This is a genomic window from Marinobacter sp. CA1 (assembly GCF_020546665.1).
Lineage (GTDB): Bacteria > Pseudomonadota > Gammaproteobacteria > Pseudomonadales > Oleiphilaceae > Marinobacter > Marinobacter xestospongiae.
This window is the reverse complement of record NZ_CP071785.1, coordinates 3,219,418-3,232,760: the sequence shown is the minus strand read 5'-3', so window position 1 is coordinate 3,232,760 and position 13,343 is coordinate 3,219,418. Positions and strand designations below refer to the sequence as shown.

10 protein-coding genes and 1 tRNA gene are annotated in these 13,343 nt (G+C 61.7%); 9 read left to right on the top strand and 2 right to left on the bottom strand.

Annotation, left to right across the window (positions count from 1 at the left end; all coding sequences use genetic code 11):
* Window positions 1-28: 28 nt before the first annotated feature.
* A tRNA-Asp gene (locus J2887_RS14690) sits at window positions 29-105 on the top strand.
* 409 nt (window positions 106-514) lie between these two features.
* Here the strand turns inward: J2887_RS14690 and J2887_RS14685 are convergent.
* Window positions 515-1,567 (bottom strand): AraC family transcriptional regulator, encoded by a 1,053-nt coding sequence (locus J2887_RS14685; RefSeq protein WP_227171846.1) that lies wholly within the window; start codon window positions 1,565-1,567, stop codon window positions 515-517.
* A 120-nt stretch (window positions 1,568-1,687) separates the two neighbouring features.
* On the opposite strand from J2887_RS14685, the gene J2887_RS14680 reads away from it, so the two are divergent.
* Together J2887_RS14680 and J2887_RS14675 are read left to right on the top strand one after the other, a co-directional pair.
* Window positions 1,688-3,760 carry an FAD-dependent oxidoreductase gene (locus tag J2887_RS14680; protein WP_227171845.1) on the top strand — a complete coding sequence of 691 codons (2,073 nt, stop codon included), beginning with the start codon at window positions 1,688-1,690 and terminating at the stop codon, window positions 3,758-3,760.
* 224 nt (window positions 3,761-3,984) lie between these two features.
* Window positions 3,985-5,271, top strand: a complete 1,287-nt coding sequence (locus J2887_RS14675; RefSeq protein WP_227171844.1) for a DNA repair protein — start codon at window positions 3,985-3,987, stop codon at window positions 5,269-5,271.
* Here J2887_RS14675 and J2887_RS14670 read toward each other — a convergent pair.
* Window positions 5,162-6,139, bottom strand: coding sequence for a DUF1853 family protein (locus J2887_RS14670; RefSeq protein WP_227171843.1), 978 nt, complete (start codon window positions 6,137-6,139; stop codon window positions 5,162-5,164). The two genes, J2887_RS14675 and J2887_RS14670, sit on opposite strands and share 110 nt — an antisense overlap.
* A 112-nt stretch (window positions 6,140-6,251) precedes the next feature.
* Between J2887_RS14670 and J2887_RS14665 the strand changes: the two genes are divergently transcribed.
* From J2887_RS14665 to pepN, 6 genes are all read left to right on the top strand, one after another.
* A complete protein-coding gene (locus tag J2887_RS14665; RefSeq protein ID WP_227171842.1) occupies window positions 6,252-7,136 on the top strand; it encodes an NAD(+) kinase in 885 nt (294 codons plus the stop codon).
* Between the two features lie 2 nt (window positions 7,137-7,138).
* Window positions 7,139-8,155, top strand: coding sequence for a metallophosphoesterase (locus J2887_RS14660; protein WP_227171841.1), 1,017 nt, complete (start codon window positions 7,139-7,141; stop codon window positions 8,153-8,155).
* Window positions 8,156-8,157: 2 nt separating this feature from the next.
* Window positions 8,158-9,018 (top strand): rhomboid family intramembrane serine protease, encoded by an 861-nt coding sequence (locus J2887_RS14655; protein ID WP_227171840.1) that lies wholly within the window; start codon window positions 8,158-8,160, stop codon window positions 9,016-9,018.
* A gap of 434 nt (window positions 9,019-9,452) precedes the next feature.
* The gene (locus J2887_RS14650; protein WP_227171839.1) at window positions 9,453-9,713 is read left to right on the top strand and encodes a YeaC family protein; all 261 of its coding nucleotides are present in this window, start codon (window positions 9,453-9,455) and stop codon (window positions 9,711-9,713) included.
* A 47-nt stretch (window positions 9,714-9,760) separates the two neighbouring features.
* Window positions 9,761-10,558, top strand: coding sequence for a DUF2797 domain-containing protein (locus J2887_RS14645; RefSeq protein ID WP_228752883.1), 798 nt, complete (start codon window positions 9,761-9,763; stop codon window positions 10,556-10,558).
* Window positions 10,559-10,623: 65 nt separating this feature from the next.
* Entirely contained in the window at window positions 10,624-13,269 is a 2,646-nt protein-coding gene (gene pepN, locus J2887_RS14640) for an aminopeptidase N (protein WP_227171837.1), read from the top strand.
* Window positions 13,270-13,343 lie beyond the last annotated feature (74 nt).

The window sequence follows — 13,343 nt, the reverse complement described above, 5'->3', positions numbered from 1 at the left end:
TCAAAGCGATACGATGATAGCCCAACGCGGAGCGGTAGTTCAGTTGGTTAGAATACCGGCCTGTCACGCCGGGGGTCGCGGGTTCGAGTCCCGTCCGCTCCGCCACTTTTTCCTCTCGTCAGAATCGATCTGGCGACGCAGCTGAAAGTCGAAGGTTTTCAGCGCACCCAAGGCGATCAAGCGTCGCCTCCCTTCCGGGTTTCAGAATTCTCCTTGTTAGCATCGAATGTTTGGCCTAGCCCTTATGGGGTGCGCCGAATTTTTGTCGTTTTTGTCCTGTACTGAATTCAAACTGTCATCTGTCTCTGCGATTCTGGCGCCTATGGGTCTTGCGCTCTATCAGTCGCAGGTGCTTAATGGATCAGGATGGTCGCGGGATCGCGACCGGCAGACAGTGGATAGGGAATTCTGTGAGGACGATATGAACGACTATGAAGAAGAAATCATCGAGCAGCAGTTGGAAGACTTCGACGATGATGAAGACTACGGCGACCCCATGGAGCTGTGACGCTCCCTAGATCTCAGTAGCGCCTTTCAGCACCCGACGGTGCTGGCCCGGGCTGATGCCGAACCAGCGGCGGTAGGCTTTGTGGAAGGCTGCAGGGTTGGCAAATCCCAACAGCCAGGAAATTTCCGCAAACGACAGGCTGGTTTCTGCCAGGTAGTCCTGGGCCAGGTCCTTGCGGGTGTCGTCGAGCAGTTCGCGGTAGCCCCGGCCCTCGGCCGCCAGGTACCGTTGCAGGGTCCAGGGCGTTAGCCCGAATTCGGCCGCCATGGCCGACAGCTCAGGTGGCCGCTCCGCCAGTTGGGCAGCAAGCTTTTCCTTGATTCTCTCCCCCAGACTCCAGCCCGCCTGGCGCCGCTTCAGGTCCTGGCTGCATTCCTCCACCAGCAGTTGATGTACTGCCGCCTGGGCGTCCTGGCAGCGGGTATCGGCCATCCGGCTGTCGAGCTGCACTCGGTTCTCCAGAGCGCCGAAGTGCACCGGACAGCCAAACCAGGCTTCGAACGCGGCCTCCTGCCCCTGGCTCGGGTATTCGATCCATACCTCTTCGGCGACCTGTTGCTGACCACTGACGGTGCGGAGAAACTGCACCCAGGTGGCCAGGACCGAATCCACCACAAAGAAGTTGAAGCGGTTGTAGGGGCGGATCGAATAGAACCGGGCCAGGTCGGGTGTTCGGGTCATGCTGGGTTGGCCCCGGCTGTTGCGACTGGTGAGCAGGGCAAAGCGGATCAGGGTGGCGAGTGCGTCACTCGCGGTGGCTGCGGCTGCGCCAGCGAGACCGGCGCGGCCAGCGTCCACCGGCCGGCTGAGAGCCCCCATCACCAGGCCCAGGTTGGGGTTGCCGGTGTGTTCGATGGCGGCGTGACCCAGGCGCATGAAGCGGGGAATGCTGATGCGGGCGTCCGTCGACGCCAGGATGGCCGGCGACAGATTGAACTGGGCGAGCAGCGGCGCCGGGCCGCAGCCCTGGTGCTGGACTGCCCGGGCGAGCACGTCGACGTGTAGGACGCTGATGTCGCCCAGGGTGTTGCGGCGCATCGGGGCGTTGGGTTTGGGCATGATCGACGACTCATTGTTGTTTGAAGATAATAAAAGGTTATCTCAGGATATTGAGGCTGGCAAGACCAGCGGCTACTTTAGGCTCACTAAAAGAACGTGAACCGATTCACGGAGATGAAGATGAGCGAGAACCAAGCGACACCCGGTCTGACCAAGTACCCCAACCTGCTGGAGCCCCTGGATCTGGGCTTTACCCGGCTGCGTAACCGGACCCTGATGGGGTCCATGCACACGGGGCTGGAAGAGGCCAAGAACGGCTTTGAGCGGCTGGCAACCTTTTACGCCGAACGCGCCCGTGGCGGCGTAGGTCTGATCGTGACCGGTGGTATCGGCCCCAATGCCGAAGGCAGCGTCATGCAGCATGCGGCCAAGATGGATACCGAGGAAGAAGCCGAGCAGCACAAGGTGGTGACGGAGGCGGTACACCGGGAAGGTGGCAAGATCTGCATGCAGATTCTCCACGCCGGTCGCTATGCCTACACCCCGCAGCTGGTTGCGCCGTCCGCGATTCAGGCGCCCATCAACCCCTTCACTCCCAAAGAGCTGGACGGTGATGGCGTTGAGAAGCAGATCCAGGACTACGTCAACTGCGCCGCACTGGCCCAGCAGGCCGGCTACGACGGCGTTGAGATCATGGGCTCGGAAGGCTATCTGATCAACCAGTTCATCGTCAGTCACACCAACCACCGCACCGACGAGTGGGGCGGCAGCTACGAGAACCGGATTCGCTTCCCGCTGGAGATTGTGCGTCGGGTTCGGGAGCGTGTCGGGGCCAACTTCATCATTATCTACCGGCTGTCGATGCTGGACCTGATTGAGGACGGCAGCACCTGGGATGAAGTGGTGCAACTGGCCAAGGCCATTGAGCAGGCCGGTGCCACCATCATCAACACCGGAATCGGCTGGCACGAAGCGCGGGTGCCGACCATCGTCACCTCGGTACCGCGGGCGGCCTTCACGGAAGTGACCAAGCGTCTCAAAGGCGAAGTGAGCATTCCCCTGGTGACCACCAACCGCATCAATATGCCGGACGTGGCGGAATCCGTGCTGGCCGACGGTCACGCCGATATGGTGTCGATGGCGCGGCCATTCCTGGCGGACGCCGACCTGGTGGCCAAGGCGGCAGAGGATCGCGCTGATGAGATCAACACCTGCATCGGCTGTAACCAGGCCTGTCTGGACCACACCTTCAGTGGCAAACTCACCTCCTGCCTGGTGAACCCGCGGGCCTGTAACGAAACCGAGCTGGCCTACGTCAAGACCGCCAAGCCGAAGCGGATTGCGGTGGTTGGTGCCGGTCCGGCAGGCCTGGCCATGGCGACGGTGGCGGCCGAGCGGGGGCACCAGGTCACCCTGTTTGATGCCGGTAGTGAAGTGGGCGGCCAGTTCAATGTGGCCAAGCGGATTCCGGGCAAGGAAGAGTTCTATGAAACCCTGCGCTACTTCCGCGTCATGCTCGACAAGCACGGGGTGGATGTCCGTCTGAACACCCGGGTGGACGTGGATGACCTGATCGCCGGTGAGTACGACGATGTGGTGCTGGCCACCGGCATCGTGCCCCGCACTCCGGAGATCGACGGCATCGACCATCCCAAGGTGATTGGATACCTGGATGCCATCCTGGGTCGCAAACCGGTGGGCCAGAAGGTCGCGGTGATCGGCGCCGGCGGTATCGGTTTCGATGTCTCGGAATTCATCGTGCATGAGGGCGAATCGCCGTCCCTCAACACCGAACACTTCATGCGGGAGTGGGGTGTGGACCTGACCGCCGAACACCGTGGCGGCATCAAGGGGATGACCCCTGAGCTGCCCAAGCCGGCCCGTGAGGTCTACCTGCTGCAGCGCAAGGCTTCCAAGGTCGGTAAGAATCTGGGCAAGACTACCGGCTGGATTCATCGCACCTCCCTCAAGAACCGGCAGGTACAGATGGTACCTGGCGTCAGCTATCGCCGAATCGACGACGAGGGACTGCACGTCACCATCACGCCGAAAGGCGCGGAGCAGGGTGAAGACCGGCTGTTACCGGTAGACACCATCATCGTCTGCGCCGGCCAGGAGCCGCTGCGTGAGCTGCAGCAGGGGCTGGAAGCCGCCGGTGTGGCGGTGCACCTGATTGGCGGTGCTGATGTAGCAGCGGAACTGGACGCCAAGCGTGCCATCGACCAGGGCAGCCGGTTGGCCGCGGAACTCTGAGCCGCCGCGGTGGTCATGCAGACCCGGTCGGGTTATCCCGACCGGGTTTTTTTGTGTCGGTTTCGGCGACGGATCGGCAAACTGGCGGGCGACCGACTGCACAATCCCGGGCCACCTGGCCCCGATACCCTGCCGATTGGCGGTTGGCGAGGCTACAATAGGGGCATGACTTAATCAGTGTCGACGTGACGACCGTCGGCCATGGCAACCAGCAGGAGTGGAGAGTGGATTCAGCGCTTCCAGGGAACGACGGTTACGCAGCGGTGCTGTTCGTCGAGGGGGCACAGGTGGCGCGGCAGATGCGTGCCCAGGAATTTGGCGCGTTTCTGGACGGCTACGTGGGCCTGTCGGATCTGGCGGATACCGATGTAAAAGCCGTCTACGTGCTGCTGGATGGCCAGCTGCAGGTGCGCTCGCTGGTGTTCTTCCGGATCTGGTTCGACGAGGAAGGACGTGCTGACAGCCACTGGAATCTGCCGGTGGAGGAACTGGCGCTGGAAGGAGCGTCCGGGCCGGATCTGGGGGCTGGACCGATCCGGTTGGTGTGTCGCAGTCAGTGCCCGCGCCCGGCGCTGGCAGACGAACTCTGGGACCCGGACATGTCGCCCGGCCAGAACCAGTTCCAGGCCATCCGCAAGGCCATCGAGGCCAATTCCCTCAATTTTCGTCGTCTTGCCCCGGAGGTGCCGGATGAACAGGTGCCGGTGCTCCGTGCGCAAGCCTCCGGCGGCCAGGAAGACAGCGAACGGGCAGACCGAACCCGCCTGGCCCGGCTGATTCGGGCCCAACGTTTGCGGATCAAGACCCTGCAGAGTGTCCACCGGGACTCGGTGGCCGAGATCCGCCGTGAGCATCGGCTGGAGATGCAGGGGGTGCGGGCCGAGGTGGCTGAACTGGAGCAGGGCCGGGAGCGGCAGCGTCTGGTCAATGAGCAGCTCAAGGAGCGGCTGGCAGAGCGTAACCAGCAGTACCTCAATCTTCAGGAGCAGTTACAGCAGCAGGCCACCGCCACCGAAGCAGGCGCCCAGACCCGGGGGGCGGAACTGGTGCTGCTCAACGAGCAGTTGGAACGCCGGCGACGAGAGCTGGCGCTGCGGGATGAGCGCATTGCCCAGCTGGAGCAGGAACTGGAAGAAATTCAGCAGCAGGAGCCGGCGGAAGACACGCTGATGCGGCATCTGAAGGATCAGTCGGTGTTTCTGGTGGCCTATCACGCCGGGCTTGGTCACATGACGTTGCCCTTCGATGATATTGAGCGCTATTTCCTCAACCCCACCGGCTTTGCCGCCAACAAGTGCGGTCTGAACGAGCCGGCCTATCTGGATTGGCTGGATCACTACGAGCAGCCGGTGTGCCGGCATCAGCATCAGGGCCGGCTTTGTGGTCAACCGGTGATGCGGGTCAGCCAGCCGGCGGAGTTTCGTGCGGGGCTGGATGATCGCTGCGACCAGCATCGTCCGGCGGCCCGGGCCAGTGATCCGGCACCACAAAAAAACGACGGGTCTCGATAAAGCCATCACCCTTGGCGATCATCAGGGCGAAGGGCCGTGGCCGCGACTGGGCGGCCACACTGGCCAGAGCGGCGCGGGTGGACTCCGGCTCGGGGGGCTGCGGTTGCTGGTAGCGGCCGAGCCAGTCGGGTTTGTCCAAGTGCACCCAGTGGTCGGTCTCGAGGCCGGGCAACTGGTGGTGATAGAGCCACTGCCCGCGGTCATGGCCCGGGTTTACCCAGTCTGGCAGTGTCGGTTGAGGTTGCCCTGTCAGGGGAGTGAACAGCATGCCCGGCATTACCAGCACCGGGGCCAGCGGACCCTGGATACCCTGACCGGCCAGCCATTCCCGGGTGAGGGGGCGCTGGGCGAGGGTGCACTGGTGGGTCACCATGCGTTCGGTTTTGAGGTCGAGACGATCCTGGGCATTGGGGCCCAGCCATTGGTTAACGCCGCCCTGGGGGTGGCCCAGGTAGAACTTGACGGCAATTTCGTGGTGTTCCAGGCGATTGCTGAGCGGGTTCTCCACCACCAGGTCCAGTTCCCCCAGCGTGCGGCCGTCGTGCGCCCGGATGGCGGTATTGCTGAGCAACACCCGCCAGCCCAGAAACTGCTCCAGAAAGAACCGGTACAGGGTTTCGAAGTAGTGTCCCAGGCGGCGGCTCTGGCACTGGCCAAGGGCCGCCAGCAGAGGGGCCGGGGCGGCGTCGAGCCGTTGCAGGCGCGATGACGTATCTGTCGGCAACCAGTCCCGAGGACAAGCCACCGGGCCGGTATCCACCAGCGGTGCGGCCTGGCACAGCCAGGCCAGATGGCGAACCGCCGGGGTTTGCCAGGGCTGCTGGAGCAGGTCCAGGGCCTGGTGATCGGGCAAAGCGTTTTCGTTCATCCCGGGTAATTCGTTAAGATGTGAACAGGCGGCTGCTGTGCAGCCATCTCTCCAGGGCACCAGCGACCGCGCCGGGGTGTCCGTGTTTCCCTTGCCAGCCACAGGAATCTACATGGATCAATTCAGGAACATCGGCGTTATCGGACGAATGGGCAGCGTCAAGGTTGTCGAGTCCCTGCGTCAGCTGAAACAGTACCTCATGGCCGAAAACTATCACGTCATCATTGAGGAAGATACCGCCGGCATGCTGCCTGGTCACGGTCTGCAGGTTGCCAGCAAGAAGCTGATCGGCGAGATCTGTGATCTGGTGATTGTGGTGGGAGGCGATGGCAGTTTGCTGGGCGCGGCGCGGGAGCTGGCCAAGTCGAACGTGCCACTGCTCGGGGTCAACCGTGGCCGGCTGGGCTTTCTCACCGATATCTCGCCGTCGGATCTGGAACAGCGCCTTGCCAAAGTGCTGGAAGGTGACTACATCGAGGAGAAGCGCTTTCTGCTGGATGGCAGTGTTGAGCGTAACGGTCAGGCCCTGGGGTTTGGCGCAGCGCTGAATGACGTGGTGCTGCATCCGGGCAAATCCACTCGCATGATCGGCTTTGACCTGTTCATTGACGGTCATTTTGTTTACAGCCAGCGCTCAGATGGCCTGATCGTTTCCACTCCGACCGGGTCCACGGCTTACTCACTGTCAGCGGGTGGCCCGATCATGCACCCCAAACTGGATGCGATTGTGCTGGTGCCGATGTTCCCCCACACCCTCAGCAGCCGCCCCATCGTGGTAGACGGCAAGAGTGAGATCAAACTGGTGATTGGCGAGACCAACGAAGCTTATCCCCAGGTCAGTTTTGATGGCCAGATGAACATTGCCTGTGCCCCCGGTGACATCATCCGCATCACCAAGAAACCCTTCAAGATCCGCCTGATTCATCCGACGGACCACAACTTTTACGCAACATGCCGGGACAAACTGGGATGGGCGAGTGAGATAGCAGCGAGTTGATCATGGCGGTACAACACGACAAGTCCGCAAGCCGCGGTTACGACATCATCGGGGATGTGCACGGTTGTGCGCATACTCTGGTGCGTCTGCTGGAGCAGATGGGATACCGCAAGGTTAACGGCATCTACGAGCATCCCCGCCGGCAGGCGATATTCATTGGCGACATCGTCGACCGGGGCCCCCGTATCCGGGAAGCCCTGCACCTGGTGCGGGATATGGTCGAGCACGGCTCGGCCCGGATGGTGATGGGCAACCACGAATACAACGCTTTGGGCTACTGCACCCGGGCCCGTGCTGGCAGTGGCAAGAAGTGGCTGCGGGAGCACAACCCCCGGCACGACCGGCTGATTCACGAGACCCTGGAACAGTTTGAGCACTACCCCCAGGAGTGGAACGAGTTCCTGGAGTGGTTCTACACCGTGCCGCTGTTCATTGAGGAAGACCACTTCCGTGTTGTCCACGCCTGCTGGGACGACCACCTGATCCGCCAGTTCAAGGACAGCCAGCATGGCGCCTGCATTGATGAGGACTTCCTGCACGCCTCCTCGGCACTGGAATCCTTCGCCGGCCAGGTGATGGATACGCTGCTGAGGGGAACCGACCTCAAGTTGCCGGAGGGCATGGCGATCACCGGCAAGGATGGCTACGTGCGGGAATTTTTCCGCACCAAGTTCTGGGCCCAGAACCCGCAGACCTATCAGGATGTGGTGTTCCAGCCCGACCCGCTGCCGCCGGAGGTGGCCAGTCGGCCGCTGTCAGAGCGGGATCGGGGTCAGCTGCTGAGCTACCCCACCAGTGAGCCGCCGGTGTTCGTCGGCCATTACTGGATGGACGGCGACCCGGCTCCGATCACCCCCAATGTGGCCTGCATCGACTACAGCGCGGTCAAGTACGGCAAGCTGGTGGCCTATCGCATGGACGATGAGCGCGAACTGTCGAAGGACAAGTTTGTCTACGTGGAAGTGGAGCGACCGGAACAATCGGAAGACCCTTATACCGAAGACAGCGTGGCGAGGTAGTCTTGTACCGCATCAAACAGTTGGAAACCGACGTCAACCTGGCGGCCTTCAGCCAGTGGCTGGAGCAGCAGGGGGTTGGTCACCGCATCACTGCGGAAGGCAACCACCAGGTGCTGTGGCTGGAAAACCCCGACCAGGCCGAGCCGGTGCTGGAAGCGTTGCGGCAGTTCCTGGCCTCGCCCCAGAGTCACAGTCGTCCGGATCGCAAGCCGGGATCGCCGTTTCACCCCAGTGGCCGGTGGCAGGCGTCACCGGGCCACGCACCGTTGGTCATGGCGATGATCGGGGTAGCGATCATGGTGGCTTTTGCCACCGACCTGGGGCGCAGCATTCTTTCTGCGGCCCTGATGGTGGTCGATCCGAGAATCTACCCCTGGGATACCATGGCGGAACGGTTGACGGCGCTGACCTCGACTCTGGCCGGCGGGGAAGTCTGGCGGCTGGTCTCGCCGGATTTTCTGCATTTCAGCTGGCCGCATCTGATCTTCAACTCGGTGATGCTGTGGTTCCTGGGCAGTCAGGTGGAGTGGATTGACGGTCGTGGCCGCTTGCTGGTGCTGTTTGTTGTGGGCAGTCTGCTGTCCAATGGTTTGCAGTATTTCACCACCGGGCCGCTGTTTGGTGGACTCTCCGGGGTGGTGTATGCCCTGGTGAGTTATTGCTGGCTGAGCCAGAGACGCCAGCCCAGGTTCCAGTTCCCCTCCGCCCTGGCGGTTCTGGCTGTGGCTTGGGTGCTGTTCGGCTTTACGCCGTTGCCGGAGCTGCTGGGTCTGGGCCGTATGGCAAACGCTGCCCATCTTGGTGGTCTGCTGGCCGGGTTGCTGCTGGGCCTGGTGTTGCCAGCACGTCAGCCCCGTCACTGACGGTTATCTGACAGCATCCAGGCAAAAAAAAGCCCCACCAAAGGGTGGGGCGTAAATGAGCGGTTAAGCTCCTGATGAGAGAGACCAAATGCAAACGACCGTTGTCATTTGGTGAGTTAACGATAATCGTTATCATTTAATGGGTCAAGCCGATTCCTCCAGAAATCGGAAAAAAGTTCGAAAAAAACGTTCGCAGAAAACGTATTACGGCAGGGACAGCTTGAGGAGTGTCTGGAGAATTGCCTGAGACAGACGCAAAAAAAAGCCCCACCAAAAGGTGGGGCGTGAATGAGCAGTTAAGCTCCTGATGAGAGAGACCAAATGCTAACGACCGTCGTCATTTGGTGAAGTAATGATAATTGTTATCATTTGTTTTGTTCAACCCCTGACACGGTTTTTTTCCAAATTTTTTCGATGCGAAGCAGGAAACTGTGATGACGTACCAAGAATTGATTGAACGCATGGACCCGACGGTGTACCAGAGCCTGCGTCAGGCGGTGGAACTGGGCAAATGGCCGGACGGTCGGGTTCTGAGCGCCGAGCAGCGTGAGCTCTGTATGGAGGCGGTGCTTCACTATGAGAGCAAGAATGTCCCGGAGGAAGAACGGGTTGGTTACATCGATCGCGGCAAGAAGGCAGAGGGGGAGACCTGTGGCAGCTCCGATGACGCGGCTCCGATCCGTATCCTGAGCTGAGGTGCCCCTTGTCGACCGCTATTGATGTCACCGGGCGTCTGCGCAAGATGCCCGTTACCGCCTCCGATCCCGTCGAATACGTGTTGCGGGTGGGGGACGAGAGTCTTGCCCTCAATGCCCTGATAGGGCATCCCATCAGCCTCGAATTCACCGGTACCATCCGCTGTATCCACTGCGACCGCAGTACCCGCAAGAGTTTCGGTCAGGGCCATTGTTACCCCTGCTTCAAACGGCTTGCTGCCTGTGACTCCTGCATTGTCAATCCTGAGAAGTGTCACTATCACGAAGGTACCTGCCGCGAGCCGGAATGGGGTGAAACCCATTGCATGACCGAACACGTGGTGTACCTGGCCAACTCCTCCGGTGTCAAAGTTGGTATCACCCGGGCCTCCCAGGTTCCTACCCGCTGGGTCGACCAGGGTGCGATTACCGCGGTGCCAATGCTGCGGGTGGCAACTCGGCAACTGGCCGGCTTCGTCGAGGTGGCCTGCAAGCAGCATGTGGCTGATCGCACCAACTGGCGCACCATGCTCAAGGGGGAGGCGCCGCCGATCGACCTGGAGGCGGAAAAGCGCCATCTGCTGGGGGTGATCCAGGAGGAGCTGGCTGCCCTGAGGCAGCAGCATGGTGACGACGCGATCCGCGAGGTGACGGAGGAGTGCGTGAGTCTCAGTTATCCGGTCCAGGTCTGGCCGGACAAGGTGAAAAGCCATAATCTTGACAAAACCCCGCTGGTGACCGGTCGTCTCGAGGGCATCAAGGGCCAGTACCTGATGCTGGATACCGGCGTCATCAATATCCGCAAGTACACCGCCTATGAGGTCCGCGTCCGGGTACAGGACTGAGCGCCGGTGTCGGAAGAATCACATCCCGTGCGGCGGTCGGCCGCACCTGTTGTAGGGAGAACGCAATGCGAACGAATCAGCCACGAACCATCTACCTGAGCGAATACCAGGTCCCGGCGTTCCTGGTCGATCATGTGGACCTTCGGTTTGAGCTGTTCGAAGACGGCGCCCGGGTTCACAGCACCCTGAGCATCCGCCGCAATCCGGAGTTCCCGGATCAGGGCGAGGCGCTGGTGCTGGATGGTGACAGCCTGGTGCTGGAGTCGGTTCAGATGAACGGCGAAGCGGTGCCGGAAAACGACTATCAGCTCAAGGGTGAGCAACTGGTGGTGCCGGGGGTGCCGGACCGCTTTGAGCTGACAGTGGTGACCTGGATTGAGCCCCAGAACAATACCCGCCTGGAGGGACTGTACAAGTCGTCCGGCATGTTCTGTACCCAGTGCGAGGCGGAGGGGTTCCGCTGTATCACCTTCTTCCCCGACCGGCCCGATGTGATGGCCAGATTCCGCACCCGCATTGAGGCGGACCGGGCCGCCTATCCGGTGCTGTTGTCCAACGGCAACGACGTCGATCGTGGTGAGCTGGCGGATGGCCGGCATTTCGTCACCTGGGAAGATCCGTTCCCCAAACCCTGCTACCTGTTCGCTCTGGTCGCCGGTGACCTGGTGGAGAAGCGCGACACCTTCCACACCTGCTCGGGCCGGGACATTGATCTTCGCATCTACGTTGAATCCCGCAATGCCCAGAAGTGCGACCACGCGATGGATTCCCTCAAGCGCTCCATGCGCTGGGATGAGGAGGTCTACGGCCGGGAGTACGATCTGGATATCTTCATGATTGTGGCGGTGGACGACTTCAACATGGGGGCGATGGAGAACAAGGGGCTTAACATCTTCAACTCCTCCTGCGTTCTGGCCAGCCCCGATACCGCGACGGATGCGGCATTCCAGCGCATTGAAGCCATCGTCGCCCATGAGTACTTCCACAACTGGTCCGGCAACCGGGTTACATGTCGGGACTGGTTCCAGCTCAGCCTCAAGGAGGGCTTTACGGTCTTCCGCGATGCGGAGTTCTCAGCGGACATGGGATCGCCCACTGTCAAACGGATCGAGGATGCCACCCTGATGCGGACGGCCCAGTTTGCCGAAGATGCCGGCCCCATGGCTCATCCGGTGCGGCCGGCGTCCTACATGGAGATCTCCAACTTCTACACGCTGACCATCTACGAGAAAGGCGCCGAGGTGGTGCGGATGATCCACACCCTGCTGGGGCCGGAGCTGTTCCGCAAGGGCAGTGATCTCTACTTTGAGCGTCACGATGGCCAGGCCGTTACCACCGATGACTTTGTCCGTGCGATGGAGGATGCCAGCGGCCGCGACCTGAGCCAGTTCCGTCGCTGGTACGAGCAGGCCGGTACGCCGGTACTGGATGTCAGCGACGAGTACGATGCCGACAAGGGCGTCTATCGTCTCAAGGTGCAGCAGCGCATCCCGGACACTCCGGGGCAAACCGACAAACAGCCCCAGCACATCCCCTTTGCTCTGGGGCTGCTGGGAGCGGATGGCGCGGACCTACCGCTGGCGCTGGCGGATGGTGACACCGAAGCACCGGCTTCCCGGGTTCTGGAGCTGACCGATACCGAGCATACCTTTGAGTTCCATGGCCTGGCGGAGCGGCCGGTGCCGTCTCTGCTGCGGGGGTTCTCCGCGCCGGTGCGGGTGCACTACCCATGGACCCGGGACCAGCTGATGTTCCTGGCCAGCCACGACAGTGATGGCTTCAATCGTTGGGATGCCGGCCAGCGCCTGGCGGTTGATGTGATCCAGGCACTCGAGGGGCAGGCGGATGATGGAGAGGTGGATGCCCGCCTGATCGACGCATACCGACAGCTGCTGAATGACGCCACGCTGGATCAGGCGCTGGTGGCCAAGATGCTGAATCTGCCGTCCCTGGCCTATCTGATCGAACTGGCCGAAGAGGCCGATGTTCAGGCGTTGCACCGCGCCCGGGAAAAGGTCCTGACCACGTTGGCCGAGACCCTGCGGGAAGACCTGCTGGCTTGCTACCACCGCAACGACGACAGTGGCGATTACCAACTCACGCCAGAGGCCATCGCCCGCCGTAGCCTCCGCAATACCGCACTGGCGTGGCTGCTGCACATCGACGATGCCGAGGCCTGTGATCTGGCGCGGGTCCAGTTCGACCGGGCCAGCAACATGACCGACCAGATGGGCGCGCTGCGGGCACTGGTAAATTCCGGTTTCGCTGCAGAACGTGGTGAAGTGCTGGACGGTTTCTACCAGCGCTGGCAGGACGACCCCCAGGTGGTGGAGCAGTGGTTCTCGGTGCAGGCCGCGAGTACTGAAGCGGGGCATCTTGGCAAGATCCGGGCGCTGTTGACCCATCCGGCGTTCGAATGGACCAACCCCAACAAGGTGCGTTCGGTGATCGGTGCCTTTGCTGGCCAGAACCTGTCGGAATTCCACCAGGACGACGCCTCCGGTTATCGCTTTCTGGCGGAGCAGGTTCGGCGCCTGGATGATCTGAATCCGCAGATCGCTGCCCGCCTGGTAGCGCCTCTGACCCGCTGGCGCAAGTTTGCGCCGGTCTACCGCGAGGGCATGAAAACTGCGCTGGAGATGATCCGGGACAAGGACGGTCTGTCGCGGGATGTCTATGAAGTTGTCCACAAGAGCCTGGCCGGGTCCTGAGACCCGGTCGGCAAAATCGCACTTTCGGTCGATGCCCCCAGAGGGCTCTTCGGCTAACCTTCGATGCTATGAGT